Consider the following 22209-nt stretch of genomic DNA (forward strand, 5'->3'; position numbering starts at 1 on the left):
GCATTCGCCGTCATGACCGCATGGTTTTTTCGGCCCTGAGCCTCGACCGATCGCTCGGCGGGGCTCGCGGATCTTGAGAGGAGTTGGCCTGAATGGCTCGCAAGTTTCTGATTTCTCGTGTTGCTTTGGCCGTCGCGTTGTCGAGCGGCGTGGCCGCTGCGGTTGCCCCTGCGCCGGCTTTCGCTGCCAAGAAGGAGAAGGCCGCGGGCGGCTCTTTCTCCAAGGAGTTCAGCGCCGCTGCTGCCGACCTCGACAAGGCCGTTGCAGGTGCCAACACCAATCCCGCCGTCAAGGCGGCGAGCGACAAGGCCGCTGCCGCCAAGGATCCCGCTGCCAAGAGCGCGGCCGCTGCCGAGGTCGACGCAGCGCTTGGGGGTGCCGACGCCAAGCTCGCCGCGGCTGCCGCAGTCGCCACCACCCCGCTCGACAAGATCAAGCTGGGCGAGCTGACCCGCAATGTCGGCGTGCTGAAGAGCGATCCGGCGACGCAGCACAAGGGCTTGGTCGCCATGATCAACAGCGGCGCCGCACAACCCGATACCCTGGGCCAGCTGCAGTACCTTGCGGGTGTCACCGCCTACCAGACCGGCGACTATGCGGGCGCGATCCAGTACCTGAAGCCTGCCTACGATGGCGGCTACCGCGATCAGCAGGGCCTCATCGATAAGGTCCTGGCCGATGCCTACAAGCGCACCAACAATTCGGGCGCGGCGTTGCAGATGTCGCAGGCCGAGATCGAGAAGGCGCGCGCGGCCGGCGGCAAGCCTAGCGACGGTGCCCTGCGCACGGCGCTGCAGGCCGCCTACGACGCCAAGCAAGTCGGCCCGGCGACCGATCTGTCGGCGCAGCTGGTCGAGTACTATCCGACGCCGGCGAGCTGGACCTCCGCTTTCCAGGTCACGCGCTCGCTGAACCGACTCGGCGCGCAGGAGAACCTCGACATGATGCGCCTGATGGCGCGCACCAATTCGCTGAACTCGAAGGGCGATTACCTGTCCTACATCCAGGACGCCGATCCCCGCCGCCTTCCCGGCGAGACGCTCAAGATCATCGATCGCGGCGTTTCCGCAGGCACTCTGACAGCAGGCGATGTGGCCGAATACCGCAGCACCGCACAGGGTCGCGTGAACGCGGACCGCAACTCGCTCGCTGCATACGAGAAGGATGCCCGCTCAGCCTCGGCGACGTTCGCCTCGATCAACGGCGCTGCGGACGCCTACCTCAGCTACGATCAGCCCGCGAAGGCCGAGGAGCTCTACAAGCTCGCGCTGCCCAAGGCCGGCGCCGAGAAGGACCGCGTGCTGACCCGCCTGGGTATCGCGCAGGCCGACCAAGGCAAGTATGCCGAGGCACAGAGCACCTTCGCGCAAGTGACCAGCCCCGCCCGCGCGCCGGTGGCAAAGCTGTGGACCGCTTACGTCAAGGGCAAGGCCAATCCGGCAGCGCCCGCGGCAGCAGCTCCCGCGGGCTGAGCTTCCAGCTAAGCTGAAAATACGAAGGGCGCCGGGAGACCGGCGCCCTTCTTTTTGGGACCGAGTGCTGGCGGTTCAGACTGCCGGAGCGAATTTGCCGGTGTCTGTGTCCAGCACGTGGAGAATGCCATCGGAAATCGCGAAGTAGGCGCCACGCAAGGTCAGGCTGCCGTTCGCAAGCTTATCGGCGACGAAGGGGAAGGTCTTCAGGTTCTCGAGGCTTACCTTCACAGCGGCGAGTTCCATCGCGCGCTCGGCGTCGCGTCCTTCCGTCCCATGCTCGTGCGCGATCGACTCGCGGGCATCGTCCAGCAGCGAGATCCAGTTGGTGACGAAGCCACCCTGGCCCAATTCGGCGCCATGCAAGGATTGGGTGAGCGATGCCTTGCAGCCACCGCACAGGCCGTGACCCATGACAAGGACTTCCTTGACGTTCAGGACCTGAACCGCGAACTCGAGTGCGGCGGAAACGCCGTGATGCCCGGGGTTGGTCTCGAACGGCGGGACGAGCGCGGCGACGTTGCGCACCACGAAGATCTCGCCCGGATCGACGTCGAAGATCTGTGACGGATCGACGCGGCTGTCGGAACAGGCGATGACCATGACTTCGGGTTCCTGGCCCTCACTCAGAGTGGCCCAGCGCTCGCGCCTGGCTGTCCAGCCGGTCTCGCGGAAGCGGCGATAACCTTCGATGAGCCGTTGCAGAGGGGCGGGCGAGTCTTTCGGTTCGGTGGTCATGGGCACCTCATGGCTTCGGACATTGCCACTGGCAAGGGCGCTCGCATGCGACTATCTGGGCGGTCATGAACGACCTGTCCTCCGCCCCGACGCCTTTGTCCGACAGCCTACCCCGCGCGCGCAAGCCCGATTGGATCCGCGTCAAGGCGCCGACGTCCAAAGGCTACGGCGAGACGCGCCAGCTGATGCGCGATTTGAAGCTGAATACGGTGTGCGAGGAGGCGGCCTGCCCCAACATCGGCGAGTGCTGGACCAAGAAGCACGCGACCGTGATGATCCTGGGCGACACCTGCACCCGCGCCTGCGCCTTCTGCAACGTCAAGACGGGCATGCCCGGCCGCGTTGATGCCGATGAGCCGGCTCACGTGGCCGAAGCTGCGGCCAAGTTGGGCTTGGAGCACATCGTCATCACCTCGGTCGACCGCGACGATCTGCCCGACGGCGGCGCCTCGCAGTTTGTGAAGGTGATCGAGCAGCTGCGCGCCAACACGCCGCAGACCACGATCGAGATCCTGACGCCGGACTTTCGCGGCAAGATGCGCCGCGCGGTCGAGGCAATCGTCGCCGCACGTCCGGACGTCTACAACCATAACCTGGAGACGGTGCCGCGGCTCTATCCGACAATCCGGCCTGGTGCGCGTTATTACGCCTCGCTGCGGCTGCTTGAAGAGGTGAAGCGCCACGACCCCTCGATCTTCACCAAGTCGGGCGTGATGCTGGGCCTTGGCGAAGAGCGCCTGGAAGTGCACCAGGTGATGGACGACATGCGCTGTGCCGACATCGATTTCCTGACAATGGGCCAGTATCTGCGGCCGACGCCCAAACACACCGAGGTCATGGAGTTCGTCACCCCGCAGGCATTCGCGGCTTACGGAGCGATCGCGCGGGCGAAGGGCTTCCTGCAGGTCGCCTCCTCGCCACTGACCCGCTCCAGCTACCACGCGGGCAAGGACTTTGCCGAGATGCGCGCCGCGCGTGAGGCTCAGCTGGCCGAGGCGGCCGCAGCAGGGGCGCGCTGATGCCGGGTATCCGCGAGACGCGGCGAATGCCGTACTCGGCCGAGCAGATGTTCGACCTGGTGGCCGACGTTGACCGCTATCCCGAGTTCCTGCCCTGGGTGATCGCCACGCGCATCCGCTCGGACAGCGACACCGAAATGGTGGCCGACATGCTGGTGGGCTTCAAGGCGCTGAAGGAGAAATTCACCTCACGCGTCGAAAAGCATCGCCCCGATCTGCTGCGCGTGCAGTACGTGGACGGCCCGTTGCGCGATCTCGACAACAGCTGGACCTTCCGCAATGTCGAAGGCGGCTGCGAGATCGACTTCGCCGTGGATTTCGCGTTTCGCAATCCACTGTTCGAGAAGATCGCCGGCCAGTACTTCGACCGGGCTTTCCGCAAGATGGTCTCCGCTTTCGAGGAGCGCGCAGCGGCGCTTTACGGCAGTAGCAGCTCCAGCGCGACCAGCGTCGCCTGAAGCCGGATCTCGGCGCGGTCCTTGCCGTCGAGCAGCTTCTGCTCGGCGTTTATGCTCTCTTCCGGCTGATCGCGGTGCGCGCAGGCGAACACCACCGTTCCGACAGGCTTCATTTCGCTCCCGCCACCAGGCCCGGCGATACCGCTGATCGCGACGGCGACGTCCGCTTCGCTATTACGCAACGCGCCCTGAGCCATGGCCCAGGCGGTCGCGGGTGAGACCGCACCGAATGCATCCAGGATATCGTCGGATACGCCGAGCATCTGTTGCTTGGCCTCGTTGGAGTAAGTAACGAAGCCCCGGTCGAGCACGGCCGACGATCCGGCGATCTCGGTCAACGCCGCGCAAACCAAGCCGCCGGTGCAGCTCTCCGCCACGGCGACCTTGCGCTTGGCGGCGATATTCTCGGTCACCACACGCTCGGCGAGCGCGATGACCGCTTCGGACAGAATGGCTGAAGTCACGCGTCAGGCCTTGCAGATCGAGAACTTGTCCGTCTGCGCCTTGCCCGACTTGCCGGCGAGACCCAGGACCACCGCGATCAGGTCCGCGGTGTTCTGCGCCGGCAAAGGCGCAAGCAGGCCGACGATGCGGTCGATGTCGCCACACTTTTCGGTCGGGATCTCCTGCGCGACCATGCCTTCGATGATGGCATCGAGCATCTGCTGCAGCGAGGGATCGGGCAGTTGCCTTAGCAATTCGCTGCTCTGGTCCTTGCCGGCGCCGCCGATTTTGAAGAACGCCGTCTTGGCCATCGGCCAGTTCTGCGCCTTGCGCGCGCCATACCGGTTTGCCAGTTCGGCGCCGCCGCGTCGCAGGAAAGCGGTCGGTGACAGCGTCGGCGCGCAGCGCTTGGTCGTACCGCTGATCGCGGCGGGCAGGGCGTAGGCCGCGAGCGACGACGCCTCGGCAGGCGTCAGGCACGGTGCTGCCGCCTGGGCCACGCCCGGCAGTGTCGCCAGAGCCGCGGCGCACAAAATCGCGAGATTGCGCATGGTTATGACTTTCAGTTCCTGACGAGACTCACCACGGCCTGCGCCGCAATACCCTCGCCTCGCCCGGTAAAGCCGAGCTTTTCGGTGGTGGTTGCCTTGACGCTCACGGCGCGCTTGTCAACGCCGAGGATCGCCGCCAGCCGCTCCCGCATGGCATCGCGATGCGGGCCGATCTTGGGCGCCTCGCAGATGATCGTCAGGTCGGCATTGCCGAGCCGATAGCCAGCCGCTGCCACAAGGCCGGCGGCATGAGCCAGGAAGCGATCGGACGAGGCGCCGCGCCACTGCGGATCGGACGGTGGGAAGTGCTGGCCGATGTCACCCTCGCCCAGCGCGCCGAGGAGAGCATCGACCAGGGCATGGATGGCCACGTCGGCGTCGCTGTGCCCCGACAGGCCCTGATGATGCTCGATCCGCACACCGCACAGCCACAGCGCCTCGCCATCTTCCAGGCGGTGGACGTCATAACCCGAGCCGACCCGCAGAGGCGGCGCATCGCCTTCGAAGTCGTTCGCGAAAGTTAGTTTGTGCAGGGCTTCGTCTCCTTCGACCAGCGCGACCGAAAGGCCGGCGGCTTGTGCGACTTGCGCGTCGTCACCCGCAGTCGTGTCGCCGGCCCAGGCTCGGTGCGCGGCGAGGATGGCGCCGTAGCGGAACGCTTGCGGCGTCTGGACCCGCCGCAGAGCTTCACGCCGGGCAGGGGCGCCCATCAACTCGCCGTCGGCATGGGCAAGGCTGTCGACGACTGGCAGCACCGGGATCGCGCCCGGCGTGGCCGCGAGTGCCTGGCGCAGGCGCTCGATGACCTGGGCGGGGAGCTGTGGGCGAGCGGCGTCATGGATCAGCACGTGCTCCGGCGCGTTGCCGTCCAGCGCTTCGAGGCCGGCGCGAACAGAGTCCTGCCGATGAACGCCGCCCGATATTACCCGCACTTGGTCGCCCACGCCATTCAGCGCCCGAGCAGCCAGAGCCTCCGCGCCGGCAGGGATCACCACGACAATTGGCTTGACGCCAGCCGCCAGCAGCGCGTCGACCGAATGGCGCACGACCGGCTTGCCTCGCCAGAGCGCGAACTGCTTAGGCAGGGGCTGCCCGGCACGCAGACCCTGGCCCGCCGCGACGACGATAGCGGCTGCGGATAGGGCGGAAGCGGACGGGAAGGGGCTGTCCTCAGGCATGGCGAGTGCCGGTAATCACTTGCCCGTCACGGGGCAATCCACTATGCGCTGCCTGTTTTTTAGGCAGCACTGCACAATGACCGAGCTTCCCGTCCCTCCCGCTCTCAAGCCGATCCATGTCGGGTCGGTCGAGATCGCGTGCCCGGTGGTCCTGGCGCCGATGACGGGCGTCACCGACCTGCCGTTCCGCAAGCTGGTCCGTCGTTTCGGCTCGGGGCTGAACGTGACCGAGATGATCGCCAGTCCTGCTGCCATCCGCGAGACGCGCCAGTCGGTGCAAAAGGCGGCGTGGGACTTGTCCGAAGAGCCGGTCTCGATGCAGCTCGTCGGTTGCGAGCCGGCGCAGATGGCGGAGGCTGCCAAGCTCTCGGCCGATCGCGGCGCGGCTATCATCGACATCAACATGGGCTGCCCGGTGCGAAAGGTGACCAGCGGCGACGCCGGCTCGGCGCTGATGCGCGATCTCAAGCTGGCTGCGGCGCTGATCGACGCCTGCGTCAAGGCGGTCGACGTGCCGGTCACCGTCAAGATGCGGATGGGGTGGTGCCACGACAGCCTCAACGCCCCCGAGCTCGCCCGCATCGCCGAGGATCTCGGCGCCAAGATGATCACCGTGCACGGCCGCACCCGCAACCAGATGTACAAGGGCCAGGCGGACTGGGCTTTCGTCCAGCGCGTCAAGGAGGCGGTCTCGCTGCCGGTCCTCGTCAACGGCGACATTCTCGGGATTGAGGATGCGGCGACGGCCTTGGCGCAGTCGGGCGCCGATGGCGTGATGATCGGGCGCGGTGCCTACGGCAAGCCATGGGCGCTCGGGCAGGTGATGCACTGGTGGCGCACCGGCGGGCAGATGGCGTCGCCCAGCATCGGGGCGCAATTCGAGCTGATCTGCGAGCACTACCGCGACATGCTCTCGCTCTACGGCACCGACACCGGGGTCAAGATGGCGCGCAAGCATCTGGGCTGGTACACCAAGGGTCTGCCGGGCTCGGCCGAGATGCGCAACCGGATCAACTTCATCGACGATCCCGATGCGGTGCTGCAAACTCTCGCCGAGTTCTACGCGCCCTGGCGCGAGCGCATGGCCGCATGAGCTTGCGGGCATGAGAATCAAGGGATGAGCTTGGGCACGCGCGCCGCTCTGCCCGAAGCGCATCGCCAGCTGGCGAGCCTGCCGCACGCCGTGCTGCTGCTCGAGCCCGGACAGACGATCGCGTCGGCCAATCCAGCGGCCGAGCAGTTCCTGGGGCAGAGCTTGCGACGGCTTGCCGGGCGGCGGCTCGACAGCGTGCTGACACTGGCCGATCCGCGCCTGGTCGAGCGGATCGACGATGTCGAAACGCCGGTTTCCGCCCGCGAAATTGTCGTCGGCATCAAGGATCGCGGAACCCGCCGGATCGACATCAACGCCGCGCCGGTGCTCGACTGGCCGGGCTGGCAGCTGCTAACGATACACGACAACACGCCGACGGACGCCTTCGGAGCAGACTCGGGCGGGCCCGACAATGCCTCGCTGCGCGGACCCGAGATCATGGCGCACGAGATCAAGAACCCGCTTGCTGGCATCCGCGGCGCAGCCCAGCTGCTCGCCCGCAACGTCGACGACCGCGGGCGCGCGCTGACCGAGCTGATCACCTCCGAAGTCGATCGCATCGCCACCCTGATCGACCGCATGCAGCGCCTCAGCCGCAAGACGGCGCCGGAGGTGGAGGCGTGCAACCTGCACGAGGCCGCGCGCCGCGCCATCGACGTGCTGCTGGCGGGCGACTTGGTCGGCAAGGGTCCGCGCGTGGAGGAGGAGTTCGATCCCTCGCTGCCGGCCGTGCTGGGCAGCCCCGATGCGCTGGTCCAGGTGATGATCAACCTGCTGTCCAATGCGCGAGAAGCCTGCGCGCAGGGCGACAGCGGCCGCGTGGTGATCCGCACTCGCTTTGCGAGCGGGCTGCAGCTTCACGCCACCGACTCCGGCCGCTCGGTGCGCCTGCCGATCGAGCTGCGCGTCAGCGACAATGGCTCCGGCGTGCCGCCATCGATGCGCGAGCACATCTTCGAACCGTTCGTCACCACCAAGAAGTCCGGGCAGGGGCTCGGCCTGCCGCTCGTGCGCAAGCTGGTGCGCGACATGAACGGCCGGATCAGCCACGAGCGCGACGAGACCAGCGGCTGGACGCATTTCCGCGTACACCTGCCGCTCGCGCGGGAGATCAAGGCGCGCAGCGCACCCCGCAAAAAGGTCAGCGCATGAGCGTCCTGCTGGTCGAGGACGATGCATCGATCGCGATGGTCATTACCGCCGCGCTCGAGGCCGAGGGATTCGGCGTCACCCATTGCGAGACTATCGCCGAGCGTGACCGCCTGCTGGCGGAGCGGCCCTTCGCGGCCTTGGTGACCGACGTCATGCTCCCTGACGGCGACGGCATCGATACGCTCGCCCACGTTCACAGCCGTTTCGCGAAGATGCCGATCGTCATCCTGTCGGCGCAAAACACGCTCGATACGGCGGTCCGAGCGACAGACACGGGTGCGTTCGAGTACTTCCCAAAGCCGTTCGACATCGACGAGCTGGCCCGCACGGTACGCCAGGCGGTGGGCGCGAACGCATCGGCCGCGAAGCCGGGCGAGGAGCCGGCCGGCGAGGGGCTGCCGCTGGTCGGGCGCAGCGCCGCTATGCAGGCGGTCTACCGCATGATTACGCGCGTGCTGCGCAACGACCTGACCGTGCTCATCTTAGGGGAATCGGGCACCGGCAAGGAGCTGGTGGCTGAGGCGATCCACCAGCTTGGGCACCGCCGCACCGGGCCGTTCGTCGCGGTCAACACCGCCGCCATCCCCGCCGAGCTGATCGAGAGCGAACTGTTCGGACACGAGAAGGGCGCCTTCACCGGCGCGGTGGCGCGCAATATCGGCAAGTTCGAGCAGGCGGCCGGCGGCACGCTGTTCCTGGACGAGATCGGCGACATGCCAATGCAAGCGCAAACGCGGCTGCTCCGCGCGCTGCAATCGGGCACGATCCGCCGGGTGGGCGGGCGCGACGAGGTCCGACTGGACACGCGCATCGTCGCCGCCACCAACAAGGACCTGGAGCCGATGATCGCCGCGGGCTTGTTCCGCGAGGATCTCTATTATCGCCTCAACGTCGTCCCGATCAACATGCCGCCACTACGCGAGCGTCGGGACGATATCGAGGCGCTGGCCCGTCACTTCCTGCAAGTGGCCGCGTCTGAAGGCTTGCCGCGCCGCAGACTGACGCCGCAGGCCGGCGCGCTTCTGAGCCGTCAGTCGTGGCGCGGCAATGTGCGCGAGCTGAAAAACTTCATCTTCCGACTTGCGCTGCTGGCACGCGAGGAAATCATCGACGTCGACGCACTCGCGCCACTGTTGCCGATAGACCAGCAAGGCGATCCCCAAGCGGGGGAGCAGGCACCCGACCTGGACGCCGCCGTCCGGCACTGGCTCACCGCCGAGCAACCGGTGGCCGGGTCGATCTACGAAACCGCGCTGGCAGCCTTCGAACGCCCGCTCTTCGCCACGATCCTGCGGGAAACAGGTGGAAATCAGCTGCGGGCCGCGCAGGCGCTGGGCATCAATCGCAACACGCTACGCAAGCGCCTCGGCGACCTCGGTCTCGATCCGGAACACTTCGCTCGTCGGATCTGATCGGCTGCTCGTGGATTTACTCTTGCGCAAAAGCCACAGTGCTGTTGTGGTAATGCAACGATGAGCGACGCCCACCATCCCCGACGCACGTGGCCGCGATGGTGGCGGCGCATGCAGCTTGCGGCGCGCCGAGCCAACTTCTTCGGCATCGTCACCGTCGTTGCGATCGTCGCCTTCGTGATCATGACGAGCGTCACGTTCGTGGCGCTGTTCCGCAACGCCAGCAATGGCGAGTTCCTGTCGTCCAACATGACCGCAACGCTGCTGGTCGGCACGCTGGTGCCGGCACTGGCCATCCTGGTCCTGCTCGGCCGCTGGATGGCGCTGCGGAGGGCGGCGCAGACGATCGGCGGCAATGGGCGCATGCACGTGCGGCTCGTCTTCATCTTCTCGATCATCGCCGCGGTGCCGACGCTGCTGGTCGTCATCTTCGCCTCGTACCTCTTCCAGTCGGGCGTCGAATTCTGGTTCTCGGACAACTCGCGCGGACTGCTGGAGAACGCGAATAAGCTGGCCCGCGGCTACTACGAGCAAGCCCAGCGGGATGTCAGCCAGGAGTCGTTGGCGATGGCGAGCGACTTGCGGGGCTACCTCGGCCAGGAGTCGATCGGCTCGGCCGAGTTCCCGGAGTTCCTGGCGTTCCAGGTCCGCAATCGGCGACTGGACGAGTCCGCGATCCTGCAGAAGGGTCCTAATGGCCAGCTCGTCACTCCGGCGATCGTCAATCCAACCGGTGAGAACGCGGCGGCGGCCGTCGTACAGCCGGGCATGATCCGCCGCATCGACGCCGGTGAGCCGTTCGTGGTCGAGGCGAACGCCAACCGGATCGTCGCGCTCACCCCAATAGATCGCGCCTCGGGCGTGTACCTCTACACCTCGCGCAGTTCGGACTTGCTGGCCTTCAGCCAGGGCCAGCGCGCCGAGAACATCGTGCGCGGCTATGAAATGCTGACGAGCCGCGCGCGCCTCTACCAACTGCGCTTCAATGTTGCCCTGTTCATCGCCGCGCTGGCGCTTGTCGGCCTGTCCGTCTGGCTGGCGCTGCGGTTCGCCGACCGCCAGGTGAAGCCGCTGTACGAACTCGTCGATGCGGCGCGCCGGGTCGGCAGCGGCAACTTCGCTTTGCGGGTGGAAGGCCGCACGGGTGCGGATGAGATGGGGCTGCTCAACCGCGCGTTCAATCGCATGACCGCGCAGATCGAGAAGCAGACGCAAGCTCTGGTCGGTGCCAACGAGCAGATGCAGGAGCGCCGGGCCTTCATAGAAGCGGTGCTGGAGTCCGTGACATCCGGCATCATCTCGGTCGACGCGGCCGGGGCCGTCCTGCTGATGAACAGCACGGCACAAAAGCTCCTGCTCGACCGGGCCGTGCCCGGACCGCTCGGCGTGCCGCTGGCAGAGATCGCGCCGCAAATGGCCGCGCTGGTCTCCAGCGGCAAACCGGGCGGGGTCGTCCAGTACAACAACAAGGGCGGCGAACTGCTGACCCTGGCCGTCAAGATCGCGCGCGATGCGACGGGCTATGTCATCACCTTTGAAGACATCACTCGTCAGCTGCTAGACCAGCGGCAGGCGGCTTGGTCGGACGTCGCGCGGCGCATTGCGCACGAGATCAAGAACCCGCTGACGCCGATCCAGCTCGCCACCGAACGGCTCAGCCGCCGCTATCGCAAGCAGATCAGCGAGGACCCGGAGCTGTTCGAGGATCTGACCCGTACGATCATCCGGCAGGTGGGCGACTTGCGCAAGATGGTGGACGAATTCTCATCCTTCGCACGCCTGCCCAAGCCGATCTTCCGCCCTGAAGATCCCGCAGCGCTAACGCGTCAGGCCCTGTTTCTCCAGGAAGTCGCGCGCACTGACATTACCTTCGAGTACGAAGCGCAGGGCGACGTGCCGATGATCGACTGCGATCGCCATCAGTACGGCCAGGCGATGACCAACGTTCTCAAAAACGCCGTCGAAGCCATTGATGCGAAAGCCAAGGAGGCTGCGGCGGCTGCTGACGATGTCCACTATGCAGGCCGCATCAACGTCCAGCTGGAAGTGCTCAGCGCCGCCGTCCTCGTGCGGATCACCGACAACGGCATCGGCCTGCCGCAGGACCGCGATCGCATCATCGAGCCTTATGTCACCACGCGTGAGAAGGGCACCGGCCTCGGCCTCGCGATCGTCAACAAGATCGTCGAGGAGCACGGCGGCGAGATGACGTTCACGCCCGCGCAAGGCGGAGGAACCACAGTGACGATGCGCTTCGCCGTCGATCCGCTCGCGCCCGGTTCTTCGGAGCCGGGTCGCAGCTCCGAAGCGGCCGAATGATTAGCAGGATGATGTAAACACGATGCCAATCGAAATCCTGATCGTAGATGACGAGCGCGACATCCGCGAACTCGTGGCCGGCGTCCTCAGCGACGAAGGCTTCGAGTGCCGCACCGCTGGCGACAGCGAGAGTGCGCTCTCCGCGCTCGATGCGCGGCGGCCCTCGCTGGTGCTGCTCGATGTTTGGCTGCACGGCAGCGCGATGGACGGGCTCGAAGTGCTCGACGCCATCAAGGCGCGGGAGCCCGAGCTGCCGGTGATAATCTTCTCCGGTCACGGCAACATCGACACTGCGGTGGCCGCGATCAGCCGCGGCGCGGTCGACTTCATCGAAAAGCCGTTTGAGGCGGAAAAGCTGATCCACCTCGTCACCCGTGCGACCGAAACCGAGCGGCTGCGGCGCGAGAACGCGCAGCTCCGCCATGACTTCTCGAACGCCGAGGAATTCACCGGCAATAGCAGCGCCATCAACCAGGTGCGCGCGACGCTCAAGCGCGTGGCGAACACTGGCAGTCGCCTGCTGATCACCGGTCCGGCAGGCGTGGGCAAGGAAGTGGCTGCACGGCTGTTGCACTCCTGGAGCCCGCGTGCCGGCAGCGCCTTCGTCTGCGTCAACTCGGCCCGGATCACCCCCGAGAGGTTCGAGCAGGAGCTGTTCGGCGAGGAACTCGACGGCAGCCTGCTGCGTGCGGGCCTGCTGGAGATGGCCGACGGCGGCACGCTCTACTTCGACGAGATAGCCGACATGCCGCTCTCCACCCAGGCACGGATCCTGCGCGTGCTGACCGACCAGGCCTTCGTGCGCGTGGGCGGCACCCGGCAGATCCGCGTCGACGTACGCGTGGTCTCCTCCAGCTCGCGCGATCTGGAGAAGGAGATCGCCGAACGCCGCTTCCGCGAGGACCTTTTCTACCGCCTCAACGTGGTTCCGGTCATCGTGCCCGCGCTGCGCGACCGGCGCGAGGACATCCCGCCGCTGGTCGACCATTTCTTCACCCGCTTCGCTAGCGACCAAGGCGTGGAAGCGCCCGAGATCGGGGTCGATGCCATGGCCGCGCTGCAGGCTTACGAGTGGCCCGGCAACGTGCGCCAGCTACGCAACGTGGTCGAGCGTACGGTGATCATGACCCCGCGCGACAGGCTTGGGCGGATCGAGGCGGACATGCTCCCGCCGGAGATCTTCAACAGCCGCGGGGAAGGGGACTCGCGCGTCTCAGTGATGATGAGCGCGCCTTTGCGCGAGGCGCGCGAGAGCTTCGAGCGCGAGTACCTGCGCGTGCAGATCCGCCGCTTCTCCGGCAATATCTCGCGCACGGCCTCGTTCATCGGCATGGAAAGATCGGCGCTGCATCGCAAGTTGAAGCTGCTCGGCATGTCGGACCGGCGCGATGGTGAGCTAGAAGGCGAGGAGGGCTAACCACCTCCGCGCCGATTTTGGCGTTTACTGCGGTGCAGCAAAACACTAAACTGAGTCTCGAATGTCGGCCTCGTATGCGGCCAGATCGCGGCTGGCTTTGCCGGTCGCCAACAAACAGGAGACTCAACATGAGCGGTCGTACTCTCTCGGCTCGCCCCAAACCTGCCGCCGAGCCTGAGCCCGAGACTGCACCCGCACCGGCCGGTGCGAAGGGGCAGAACCTTCAGGACCAGTTCCTCAACCTGTTGCGCAAGAACAAGACGCCGGTGACCATGTTCCTCGTCAAGGGCGTGAAGCTGCAGGGCATCGTGACCTGGTTCGACAACTTCTCGATCCTGCTGCGCCGCGACGGCCAGTCGCAGCTCGTCTACAAGCACGCGATCTCCACGATCATGCCCAGCACGCCGGTGGATGCGCGCCAGTTCGGCGGCTCGGCGGACGGCAGCAAGAAGGTGCGCCTGTTGCAGGACGTGTTCCTGTCCAGCGTGCGCAGCGCCGGCGTGCAGGTCACCATGTTCCTGGTCAACGGCGTCATGCTGCAGGGCCGCATCGCTGCGTACGATCTTTTCTGCATGCTGCTGGAACGTGAAGGCTACGTGCAGCTTGCTTACAAGCATGCCGTTTCGACGATCCAACCGGTGACCCCGGTCGATCTCCAGTCACACGAAGAGGACGAGGACTGATAGCGGGGGCGCCAAGCCCTCGCATTCCACTCGCAAGAACATTTGAACGAAGAAGAACTCAAGGGAGAGGTAACGCGCGGTGCGCGGGCCTTGGTCGTCTACCCGCAGATGCGGGCCAACCGCGACCAGGACGCCGACGCGCGCCTCGAGGAAGGAAAGGGGCTGGCGCTCGCCATCGGGCTCAAGATCGCCGACGCTTTCACCATCCCCATCCGCGAACCTCGTGCGGCGACGCTGTTCGGTGAGGGCCAGATCCAGAACATCGGCACGACTTGCGAGCAGTCCGAAGCGGAGCTGGTCATCGTCGACGGCTCGCTCACCGCGATCCAGCAGCGCAACCTGGAAGAGAAGCTCAAGCGCAAGGTCATCGACAGGACCGGACTGATCCTGGAGATTTTCGGCGAGCGCGCAGCTACGGCCGAGGGTCGCCTGCAGGTCGAACTCGCTCATCTCGACTATCAGGCGGGTCGATTGGTTCGCAGCTGGACCCACCTTGAACGCCAGCGCGGCGGCTTCGGCTTCCTCGGCGGTCCCGGTGAGACGCAGATCGAAGCCGACCGCCGCCTCATTCGCGATCGGATGGCACGCATCCGGCGTGAGCTGGAGCAGGTGCGCCGCACCCGCGGGTTGCACCGCGATCGTCGCGAGAAGGCGCCTTGGCCGGTCGTCGCGCTTGTCGGGTATACCAACGCCGGCAAGTCGACGCTGTTCAACCGCCTGACCGGCGCCGGCGTCATGGCCGAGGACCTGCTGTTCGCAACGCTGGACCCGACCATGCGCGCGATCCGCTTGCCGGGTGTCGAAAAGGCGATCCTGTCCGACACCGTGGGCTTCATCTCCGACCTGCCGACACAGCTCGTCGCGGCGTTCCGCGCGACGCTGGAGGAAGTCACCGCGGCCGACCTCATCCTCCACGTACGCGACATCGCCAATCCCGAAACCGAAGCGCAGAAGCGGCAGGTTCTCGATGTACTTCGCGACCTTGGCGTCGTGGCGGAGGAGGGGGAGGAAGCGCCGATCCCGATCCTGGAGGTCTGGAACAAGTGGGACTTGCTGCCCGCAGAGGACGCCCAGGAATTACGCAGCTTCGTCGATGAGCGTGGCGAGGAGGGCGTGATCCCAATCTCAGCGCTGACCGGCGAGGGTTGCGAGGACCTTCTCGCCATCGTCGGTCACCGGCTGACCGCCGAAGCCAAGCTCTACACCTTCGTGGTGCCGGCCGAAGACGGCGAGCGGCTCGCCTTTCTGCATGCGCGGGGCGAGGTGGTGTCCGAGGAAGTGCAGGACGGCGGCGAAGAGGGGCCCAGCTTGCGCCTACAAGTGCGCCTCAGCAAGCGTGAACTAGGACGCTTCACCGCGCTCTGAGGCCTTGGCCGCGCGCCAGTAGCTCTCTTGTTCCTCGAGGGTAAGCGCGGCGAACTCGCGCCCGTCCTTTTGCGACAGGGTCTCCATGGCGCGGAAGCGACGCTCGAACTTCGCATTGCCGGCGCGCAAGGCATCTTCGGGCGCAATGCCTTGCGACCGCAGGTAGTTCACCACCGAGAACAGCAGATCGCCGGCTTCCATCGTGCGCTCAGCGTCACTTTCGGCGGCGGCGAGTTCATCCAGTTCCTCAAGTATCTTCGCCTTGGGACCTTCAGCGTCCGGCCAGTCGAACCCCACGCGAGCAGCACGCTTCTGAAGCTTTTCGGCACGCATGAGCGCCGGCAAGGCAAGCGCCACGCCGTCAAGCGCGCTGGTCGCACCCTTGGCGCTGCGTTCGGCATGCTTGATGGTCTCCCATCGCTGCGTCTGCGCGGTGGCAGACATATCATCGCCAAAGATGTGTGGATGACGCGCTTCGAGCTTGTCGGCGATCGCAGCCGCAACATCGGCAAATGCGAAGTGTCCGGCCTCTTCGGCCATGCGCGCGTGGAACACCACCTGCAGCAGAAGATCGCCAAGTTCCTCGCGCAAGTCGACCATGTCCGCGCGCGCGATCGCGTCAGCGACTTCGTAAGCTTCCTCGATCGTGTACGGCACGATGGTCTCGTACGTCTGGTCACGATCCCACTCGCATCCGTTCGCCGGATCGCGCAGGCGCGCCATGATCGTGAGGAGCCGACCGACTTGAGTTGATGTCGCTTCGTTCATGCCAGAATGATAATATGTATTATGTTAAATAACGGAGCTCGCAAAGTTCGCCTTACAAGGCTCATCGACCAACCTCCACGCCAAGCCCCTGGATGGCCACCACCACGACGACGATGATCGCGAGCCATGCCAGCGCCATCTTCGCGAGCTGCGCTGTTGGCAGCCTGCGCGCGGACAAGCCGCGCCATGCTAGGATCAGCGCCATGGCGATCGCAGCCAGGCTCGCGATCGTGGCGCTGGTCACGCGGTGACTTCCAGGCCGTCATACCCCACGACCACGTGCGCCGGGATCTCGGCACTGAGCGTCGCGTAATCCATGCTCTTGTCCAGATGCGTAAGCACGGCACGATCGACGTTAGCTGCGTCGGCCAGTTCGATCGCCATGCCAAGGTGCGCATGGGTTGGATGCGGCTCCCGCCTGAGGCAGTCCACAACCAGCACGTCGCAGCCATCCAGCAGATCGATCATTTCGCCCGTGATCTCACTGAAATCAGTGGCATAGCCGATGGACTTGCCATCAGCGTCGAACCGGTATGCCGTCGATTGCGCCGGTCCGTGTGGCATCTGGCAGGTGGTGACGCGAAAACCCTCGCAAATTCGCAAAGTTTGCAGGTCATCCAGCGAGACGATCGTCGGGTACCCGAACTGCCCGGCAAAGACATAGCCGAACCGCTGGCGAAGGCGTCGCACGGTCTCCGACGCAGCGTAGCCCGGGATCGGCCCGCCGCGGCCGTAGCGAAGCGGCCGCAGATCATCGATGCCATGGCAGTGATCCGCGTGGTCGTGAGTCCAGAATATGGCGTCCAGGCGCGTGATGTTGCGCTCGATCAATTGGCTGCGCAGATCGGGCGAGGTATCGACCAGCAGCCGCTTGCCCGCCTGGCTCTCGACCACGATCGACACGCGCGAGCGGCGATTGCGAGGCTCGGCCGGATCGCACAGTCCCCAATCGATGCCTTCGTCGCCGCCCAGGCGCGGAACGCCGGTAGATGTGCCGCTGCCTAGAAGCGTGACCTTCACGCCGCAGCCTTGCTGAACAGCTTGAAGAAGTTGCGCGTGGTGGCTTCGGCTAGCGCCGCCGGTTCTACACCCCGAAGCCGCGCCACGAAGCCCGCCGTGTCAGCCGTGAACGCGGGTTCGCAGGTGCGGCCGCGATGCGGCACCGGCGCCAGGAACGGCGCGTCGGTTTCGACCAGGATGCGGTCCTCAGGGACTTGGGCTGCGAACGCCTGCAAGTCCTTGGCGTTCTTGAAGGTCACGATGCCCGAAAGCGAGATCGTCAGCCCCTGCTCCAGCATGCGCCGGCCGAACTCAGCAGAGGCGGTGAAGCAGTGGATCAGCGCCGGGAAGGCGCCCTGCTCCATCTCATCCGCGATGATCCGGGCGGTGTCTTCCTCCGCATCGCGGGTATGGATGATGATCGGTAGTCCGGTCTGGCGCGCGACGCGGATGTGGGTGCGGAAAAGGTCCTGCTGCACCTGACGGTCCGACTTGTCGTAATAGTAATCAAGGCCGGTTTCGCCGATGCCGATGACCTTGGGGTGTTGAGCGGCTTCGAGCAGCGCCGCTTCACCGAGATCCGCGTGGGCGTCCGCTTCGTGCGGATGGATGCCGACACAGGCCCAGACGTCGGGCTCGCGCTCTGCCGTCTCGACGACCGCCTGCCACTCGCGCTGGCGTGTCGATATGTTGAGGAAGCCGCCGATGCCGGCCGCTCTCGCCCGGGCAAGTACGCCTTCGCGATCCTCGATCAGGCCCTCGTACTCGAGGTGACAATGGCTATCGATGAGCATCAGGAGCTGACCGCCTCGCCAACCTCTAGCATTTCGAGGCGCGGGAAGACACCGACAGGCTGAGCGATCCGGAACCCATCCTGCACGAGTGTCTCTAGCCAGGCGCTATCCGACAGCGCCGCATAGTCGCGCGCGTCGCCCAAGACTCCCATCTGGTCGAGCAGCTTGTCGATCGCTTGGGGCACGACAGGACGCACGGCAATGGCAAGGCTGCGCACGCAGCGCAGCAGGGTCATCAAGACCGCCTCCATCCGGGCAGGATCGGTCTTGCGCAAGGTCCAGGGCGCCTGTTCATCAACGTACTGATTGCACGCGAAAACCGCGCGCATCCATGCTTCGAGGCCATCGCTGAAATCGAGATCGAGGAAGGCTCGGCGAAGGCCGGTAATCCCCAGCGCCACCGCATCGCCCAGAGCTACATCCGCTTCCGTAAGCTCGTGCCCGGTGCGCAGTTCACCGCCCATGTTCTTGAAGATCATCGACAATGTGCGCTGGGCCAGGTTGCCGAAGCTGTTCGCCAACTCGGCATTAGCGCGCGTCACGATCGCCTCGGGCGAGTAGCTGCCGTCCTGCCCGAAGGCCACTTCACGCAGCAGGAAGTAGCGCAAGGTGTCGACGCCGAACTCGTCCGCGAGCGCCAGTGGATCGGTGACATTGCCGAGCGACTTGCTCTCCTTCTGCCCGCGGTTGAGCAGGAAGCCATGCCCAAAGACCTGCTTGGGCAAGGGCAGGCCAGCGCTCATCAGGAAGGCCGGCCAGTAGACCGTGTGGAAGCGGACGATGTCCTTGCCGATCAGGTGCATGTCGGCGGGCCACCACTTGGCGACGTCGCCGCCCTCCTCCGGGAAGCCGAGGCCAGTCAGGTAGTTGGTCAGCGCATCGACCCACACGTACATGACATGGCCATCGCTGCCGGGCACCGGAACGCCCCAGTCGAAGCTCGTGCGCGAGACGGACAGGTCCCGTAGGCCCCCTTCGACGAAGCGCATGACTTCGTTGCGGCGGCTCTCGGGGCGGATGAACTCGCTGGTGCGGTAGAGCTCCAGCAGCGGCTCCTGGTAGCGCGAGAGGCGGAAGAACCAGCTCTCCTCAACCGTCCACTCGACGGGCGTGCCCTGCGGCGAGAGCTTCTCGCCGCCCTCACCCGCGACCAGTTCGCTCTCGTCGTAGTAGGCTTCGTCGCGGACCGAGTACCAGCCTTCGTAACGGTCAAGGTACAAGTCGCCGGCCGCCTCCATGCGCCGCCACAGCTCCTGCGTGGCGGCATGGTGGCGGGGCTCGGTGGTGCGGATGAACACGTCATAGTCGATGTTCAAGGTATCGCACATATCCTTGAAATGGCCGGACATCTCGGTCGCGAGTTCGGCCGGGGTCACGCCCAGCTCCCGTGCCTTCTGCGCCATCTTCAGGCCGTGCTCATCCGTGCCAGTCTGGAACCGCACGTCGAAGCCCTCGGCTTTGCGATGGCGCGCGATAACGTCGGCGGCGATCGCCTCGTACGCGTGGCCGATGTGCGGTCGCCCATTCGGGTAGCTGATGGCGGTGGTGATGTAATAGGGCTCGGCCATGCGGCGTCGCGGCTTTCTCTGGCGTGTCAGTTCGGGCGAGCCGCATCTCTAGGCATCGCAGCCGAGGCCAGCAAGCCGCCAATCTCCAATATGAGAAGCCCGGCATCGAAATTGTAGGTCGGCGCCTGCGCGGCCAACCGCGTGAGCGCAACGTGCGCCTCGATCAAGGCGGCCTGGCGTCGCGGCGGGGCCTGCGGAAGTTCGCCCGCCAGCGCGGCGCGTGCGAGTTCTAAAATGGCGAGTTGGCGGTCTCGCGGAGGGCGCGCGCCGAGCGCCTCGGCCAGCGCACCGCGCAAGCGGAAGTGGGGATCGCCCTCTGCCAGGATCCGCCGCATCAAGCCGTGGATCTGGGCCAGGCCGTGCTCGGCAAAGGCGAGCGCCACGCCCGGTGAACCATAGGCCGCTCCGATGGCGGCATCGCGGAGGGCCGCATCGGCATCGGGAACGTCGCGGCGAATCACGGCATCGAGGTCATGCGCCGACAAGGAGGCGAAGCGCAACACGCGGCAGCGCGAGCGGATCGTCGGCAGCAAGCGTCCGGGCTGGTGCGTGACGAGGAGGAAGAACGTGCCGGCCGGCGGCTCTTCCAGCACCTTGAGCAGCGCGTTGACGGCGCCCTTCTCCATGTCATCGGCCGGGTCGATGACGATGGCGCGGCGGCTGCCCATGGTCGGCTTGGTCGACAAGCGGCGGATCATGCCGCGGATCTGGTCGACGGTGATGTTGCGCTTCGTCTGGTATGGCTTGCCGTCGGCCCTCTTCTTGGCTTCATCGTCGTTCGCCGGAAGATGGCTCAGCAGGTGGATGTCCGGGTGCGTGGCCGGATCGGGCAGGCTGGTGCCCGGCTCGCGCACCAGTTCGGCCGCGGCTGCGAGCGCGAACTTGCCTTTGCCCAGCCCTTTGGCGCCCGCGAGCAGCCAGCCGTGGTGCATGCGCTCCGAATCGACGGCATCCATCCATTCGCGCCAGGCGGCTTCCTGACCGATGAACTCCGATGCGTTCACAACAGCGGCTCGATAGCGCGCAGGACCTGAGCGTGAACGGCCTCAGCGTCGCCATCGCCATCGATCACGGCAAAGCGTGTGGGTTCTTGCGCGGCGAAACGCGCGAAGGCGTCGGCAACGCGGGAGTGGTAGGTCGCCGGTCGCGAGCCGATCGCATCGCTGCGGCCCAGGTCGCGGCGCTGCAGGCGTTGCTCGGCCACTACGGGCGAGACGGTGACCAGCACCGTCAAGTCAGGCAGCAGCCCGTCGCTGCCGATCTGGTGAAGCGTCCGGATCGCCTGGTCATCCAGCCCCCCTCCGCCACCTTGGTAAGCGCGGCTGGAGTCGAGGAACCGGTCGCAGATCACCCATTTGCCTTGCGCGAGTGTGGGCCGGATCAGCCGCTCGACATGGTCGGAGCGGGCCGCAGCGAACAGCAGCGCCTCGGCACGCGGGTTCCAGCCTTGCCCTTCGTGCGCGGCGCTGGCGTCTAGCACCAGGCTGCGGATCGCTTCGGCGCCCGGCGTGCCGCCAGGCTCTCGGGTCAGGACTGCGCCGATCCCTTGCGCTGCCAAAGCGTCGGCGAGCAGGCGCGCCTGGGTGGACTTGCCGGCCCCTTCCCCGCCTTCGAGCGCGATGAACCGCCCGGGACTCATCCGAAAAGGTTCATCAGACCATTGCGCATGCGCGCCAGCACGCCGGCGACGCGCACCTCCTGCGCCGCATAGAGCGGGATGCGCGAGGATTCGACGCCATCCACTTGCACCTCCAGATCCGCCACGCGCTCGCCCTTGGCGATCGGTGCCACGAGTGGTCCATGGTAGTGCAATTTCATGCGCACGTGCGAGCGCGAAGCGACCGGCACTGTCGCATAGAGCGCGCGGTTGGCCACGAGTGGAACCGACATGGCCGAACCGTCCTGCACCCGCGCGTGCGCCACCGTCGCCCCTTGCGCGAACAGGGGATAGGCACGCCACTGGCGGAAGCCCCACTCCAGCAGCGCCTTGGCCGCCTTATCGCGATCGAAGTGCGTGCGTGCTCCGGCGAGCACCATGACGAGGCGCCGCCCGTCGCGCACGGCAGAGCCCAGGAAGTTGTAGCCCGCCTCGCGCGTGTAGCCGGTCTTGATGCCGTCCGCGCCGGGGATCACGCCGACTGTCGGATCATGGCTGCGCATCGCCACGTCCTGGTAGCGGTAGGTCTTCTGGCCGGAGAAATGCTTGTAGAGCTGCGGATAGCGCATCGTCATCGCATCGGCGAGGCGCACCAGATCGCGGGCGCTGACGAAGGTCTGCCCGTCATCCATCCAGCCGTTAGGCGTGTTGTAGTGGCTGTGCGTCATGCCGAGCCGCCGCGCGGCATCGTTCATCATCAGCGCCCAAGTGTCGACCGTGCCCGCATAGCCCTGGGCCAGCACCATCGCCGCATCGTTGGCCGAGGCGGTCATCAACCCGTGCAGCAGCCCATCCGTGGTGACCACCTGGTTGGGCTTCAGGTACATCGTCGTACCCTTGGCGAACCAGTCGCGCGAGATCTCGGGGGGTACCACGAACTGGCGCTCGAGTGAAAGGCGGCCGGCGCCGATCTCCTCGAATGCGACATAGGCCGACATGACCTTGGTCACCGACGCCGGCAGGAAACTGACGTCTGCACGCCGGGACACCAGCACTTCGCCTGAGCCCAAGTCTACCAGCATGCCGACAGGCACGGTCGAGACTTCGGGCGGCACCGGCGGATTGGCAGCGGAAGCGCCGGCCGGAACCGCCAGCGCGAGAAGGAACGTCAACAACCGCTTC

The 22209-nt window shown here is 66.1% G+C and carries 22 protein-coding genes; 10 read left to right on the forward strand and 12 right to left on the reverse strand.

The annotated features are described in order from the left end of the window. The first annotated feature begins 92 nt into the window (after nt 1-92). On the forward strand, nt 93-1472 hold the full coding sequence (locus tag GV044_RS05725) for a hypothetical protein (RefSeq protein WP_159866611.1): 1380 nt from the start codon (nt 93-95) through the stop codon (nt 1470-1472). A gap of 75 nt (nt 1473-1547) precedes the next feature. Here the strand turns inward: GV044_RS05725 and GV044_RS05730 are convergent, their stop codons facing one another. Beyond that, the gene (locus GV044_RS05730) at nt 1548-2210 is read right to left on the reverse strand and encodes a carbonic anhydrase (protein WP_159866614.1); all 663 of its coding nucleotides are present in this window, start codon (nt 2208-2210) and stop codon (nt 1548-1550) included. Nucleotides 2211-2275: 65 nt separating this feature from the next. Between GV044_RS05730 and lipA the strand changes: the two genes are divergently transcribed. Together lipA and GV044_RS05740 are read left to right on the forward strand one after the other, a co-directional pair. Next, nucleotides 2276-3229, forward strand: coding sequence for a lipoyl synthase (gene lipA, locus GV044_RS05735; RefSeq protein ID WP_159866617.1), 954 nt, complete (start codon nt 2276-2278; stop codon nt 3227-3229). After that, nucleotides 3229-3687, forward strand: a complete 459-nt coding sequence (locus GV044_RS05740; RefSeq protein WP_159866620.1) for a type II toxin-antitoxin system RatA family toxin — start codon at nt 3229-3231, stop codon at nt 3685-3687. Before lipA ends, GV044_RS05740 begins: the two co-directional genes overlap by 1 nt. Here the strand turns inward: GV044_RS05740 and GV044_RS05745 are convergent. The 3 genes from GV044_RS05745 to GV044_RS05755 are packed head-to-tail and all read right to left on the reverse strand — an operon-like array spanning nt 3648 to nt 5860. Beyond that, complete coding sequence (locus GV044_RS05745; protein ID WP_159866623.1) at nt 3648-4151, reverse strand: CinA family protein; 504 nt, start codon at nt 4149-4151, stop codon at nt 3648-3650. The genes GV044_RS05740 and GV044_RS05745 overlap by 40 nt on opposite strands. Before the next feature lie 3 nt (nt 4152-4154). Then, entirely contained in the window at nt 4155-4682 is a 528-nt protein-coding gene (locus GV044_RS05750) for a hypothetical protein (protein ID WP_159866626.1), read from the reverse strand. A gap of 11 nt (nt 4683-4693) precedes the next feature. Beyond that, nucleotides 4694-5860 (reverse strand): bifunctional 2-C-methyl-D-erythritol 4-phosphate cytidylyltransferase/2-C-methyl-D-erythritol 2,4-cyclodiphosphate synthase, encoded by a 1167-nt coding sequence (locus GV044_RS05755; RefSeq protein ID WP_159866629.1) that lies wholly within the window; start codon nt 5858-5860, stop codon nt 4694-4696. A gap of 76 nt (nt 5861-5936) precedes the next feature. On the opposite strand from GV044_RS05755, the gene dusB reads away from it, so the two are divergent. From dusB to hflX, 7 genes are all read left to right on the forward strand, one after another. Further along, entirely contained in the window at nt 5937-6953 is a 1017-nt protein-coding gene (dusB, locus tag GV044_RS05760) for a tRNA dihydrouridine synthase DusB (RefSeq protein WP_159866632.1), read from the forward strand. A gap of 24 nt (nt 6954-6977) precedes the next feature. Next, nucleotides 6978-8105: a nitrogen regulation protein NR(II) gene (locus tag GV044_RS05765; protein ID WP_159866635.1), complete on the forward strand. Its 1128-nt coding sequence runs from the start codon at nt 6978-6980 to the stop codon at nt 8103-8105. Next, nucleotides 8102-9517 (forward strand): sigma-54 dependent transcriptional regulator, encoded by a 1416-nt coding sequence (locus tag GV044_RS05770; RefSeq protein WP_159866638.1) that lies wholly within the window; start codon nt 8102-8104, stop codon nt 9515-9517. The genes GV044_RS05765 and GV044_RS05770 overlap by 4 nt, the downstream gene beginning before the upstream one ends. A gap of 111 nt (nt 9518-9628) precedes the next feature. Beyond that, on the forward strand, nt 9629-11836 hold the full coding sequence (locus tag GV044_RS05775) for an ATP-binding protein (RefSeq protein ID WP_159866641.1): 2208 nt from the start codon (nt 9629-9631) through the stop codon (nt 11834-11836). 22 nt (nt 11837-11858) lie between these two features. Beyond that, nucleotides 11859-13253 (forward strand): sigma-54 dependent transcriptional regulator, encoded by a 1395-nt coding sequence (locus GV044_RS05780; RefSeq protein WP_159866644.1) that lies wholly within the window; start codon nt 11859-11861, stop codon nt 13251-13253. Nucleotides 13254-13381: 128 nt separating this feature from the next. Next, complete coding sequence (gene hfq, locus GV044_RS05785; protein ID WP_159866647.1) at nt 13382-13936, forward strand: RNA chaperone Hfq; 555 nt, start codon at nt 13382-13384, stop codon at nt 13934-13936. Nucleotides 13937-13978: 42 nt separating this feature from the next. Then, nucleotides 13979-15301, forward strand: coding sequence for a GTPase HflX (gene hflX, locus GV044_RS05790; protein WP_159866650.1), 1323 nt, complete (start codon nt 13979-13981; stop codon nt 15299-15301). On the opposite strand, the gene mazG is transcribed toward hflX, so the two are convergent. The 8 genes from mazG to GV044_RS05830 all read right to left on the reverse strand — a co-directional run bounded on the left by mazG (nt 15278) and on the right by GV044_RS05830 (nt 22199). Continuing rightward, the gene (gene mazG, locus GV044_RS05795) at nt 15278-16069 is read right to left on the reverse strand and encodes a nucleoside triphosphate pyrophosphohydrolase (protein WP_159866653.1); all 792 of its coding nucleotides are present in this window, start codon (nt 16067-16069) and stop codon (nt 15278-15280) included. The genes hflX and mazG overlap by 24 nt on opposite strands. Before the next feature lie 61 nt (nt 16070-16130). After that, the gene (locus GV044_RS05800) at nt 16131-16313 is read right to left on the reverse strand and encodes a hypothetical protein (protein ID WP_159866656.1); all 183 of its coding nucleotides are present in this window, start codon (nt 16311-16313) and stop codon (nt 16131-16133) included. Then, on the reverse strand, nt 16310-17089 hold the full coding sequence (locus tag GV044_RS05805) for an MBL fold metallo-hydrolase (protein WP_159866659.1): 780 nt from the start codon (nt 17087-17089) through the stop codon (nt 16310-16312). Before GV044_RS05805 ends, GV044_RS05800 begins: the two co-directional genes overlap by 4 nt. After that, entirely contained in the window at nt 17086-17862 is a 777-nt protein-coding gene (locus GV044_RS05810; RefSeq protein WP_159866662.1) for a TatD family hydrolase, read from the reverse strand. Before GV044_RS05810 ends, GV044_RS05805 begins: the two co-directional genes overlap by 4 nt. After that, the gene (gene metG, locus GV044_RS05815) at nt 17862-19430 is read right to left on the reverse strand and encodes a methionine--tRNA ligase (protein ID WP_159866665.1); all 1569 of its coding nucleotides are present in this window, start codon (nt 19428-19430) and stop codon (nt 17862-17864) included. The genes GV044_RS05810 and metG overlap by 1 nt, the downstream gene beginning before the upstream one ends. Nucleotides 19431-19456: 26 nt before the next feature. Then, nucleotides 19457-20434: a DNA polymerase III subunit delta' gene (locus GV044_RS05820; RefSeq protein WP_159866668.1), complete on the reverse strand. Its 978-nt coding sequence runs from the start codon at nt 20432-20434 to the stop codon at nt 19457-19459. Next, on the reverse strand, nt 20431-21069 hold the full coding sequence (gene tmk / locus GV044_RS05825; RefSeq protein ID WP_159866670.1) for a dTMP kinase: 639 nt from the start codon (nt 21067-21069) through the stop codon (nt 20431-20433). Before tmk ends, GV044_RS05820 begins: the two co-directional genes overlap by 4 nt. Next, nucleotides 21066-22199, reverse strand: a complete 1134-nt coding sequence (locus tag GV044_RS05830; protein ID WP_236554733.1) for a D-alanyl-D-alanine carboxypeptidase family protein — start codon at nt 22197-22199, stop codon at nt 21066-21068. Before GV044_RS05830 ends, tmk begins: the two co-directional genes overlap by 4 nt. Nucleotides 22200-22209 lie beyond the last annotated feature (10 nt).

Origin of the sequence: Novosphingobium sp. 9U (assembly GCF_902506425.1) — a bacterium.
GTDB lineage: Bacteria > Pseudomonadota > Alphaproteobacteria > Sphingomonadales > Sphingomonadaceae > Novosphingobium.

Coding starts and splice junctions, on each gene's coding strand:
- GV044_RS05725 (WP_159866611.1), top strand. CDS start 93: ATGGCTCGCAAGTTTCTGATTTCTCGTGTTGCTTTGGCCGTCGCGTTG.
- GV044_RS05730 (WP_159866614.1), bottom strand. CDS start 2,210: ATGACCACCGAACCGAAAGACTCGCCCGCCCCTCTGCAACGGCTCATC.
- lipA (WP_159866617.1), top strand. CDS start 2,276: ATGAACGACCTGTCCTCCGCCCCGACGCCTTTGTCCGACAGCCTACCC.
- GV044_RS05740 (WP_159866620.1), top strand. CDS start 3,229: ATGCCGGGTATCCGCGAGACGCGGCGAATGCCGTACTCGGCCGAGCAG.
- GV044_RS05750 (WP_159866626.1), bottom strand. CDS start 4,682: ATGCGCAATCTCGCGATTTTGTGCGCCGCGGCTCTGGCGACACTGCCG.
- GV044_RS05755 (WP_159866629.1), bottom strand. CDS start 5,860: ATGCCTGAGGACAGCCCCTTCCCGTCCGCTTCCGCCCTATCCGCAGCC.
- dusB (WP_159866632.1), top strand. CDS start 5,937: ATGACCGAGCTTCCCGTCCCTCCCGCTCTCAAGCCGATCCATGTCGGG.
- GV044_RS05765 (WP_159866635.1), top strand. CDS start 6,978: ATGAGCTTGGGCACGCGCGCCGCTCTGCCCGAAGCGCATCGCCAGCTG.
- GV044_RS05770 (WP_159866638.1), top strand. CDS start 8,102: ATGAGCGTCCTGCTGGTCGAGGACGATGCATCGATCGCGATGGTCATT.
- GV044_RS05775 (WP_159866641.1), top strand. CDS start 9,629: ATGCAGCTTGCGGCGCGCCGAGCCAACTTCTTCGGCATCGTCACCGTC.
- GV044_RS05780 (WP_159866644.1), top strand. CDS start 11,859: ATGCCAATCGAAATCCTGATCGTAGATGACGAGCGCGACATCCGCGAA.
- hfq (WP_159866647.1), top strand. CDS start 13,382: ATGAGCGGTCGTACTCTCTCGGCTCGCCCCAAACCTGCCGCCGAGCCT.
- mazG (WP_159866653.1), bottom strand. CDS start 16,069: ATGAACGAAGCGACATCAACTCAAGTCGGTCGGCTCCTCACGATCATG.
- GV044_RS05810 (WP_159866662.1), bottom strand. CDS start 17,862: ATGCTCATCGATAGCCATTGTCACCTCGAGTACGAGGGCCTGATCGAG.
- metG (WP_159866665.1), bottom strand. CDS start 19,430: ATGGCCGAGCCCTATTACATCACCACCGCCATCAGCTACCCGAATGGG.
- tmk (WP_159866670.1), bottom strand. CDS start 21,069: ATGAGTCCCGGGCGGTTCATCGCGCTCGAAGGCGGGGAAGGGGCCGGC.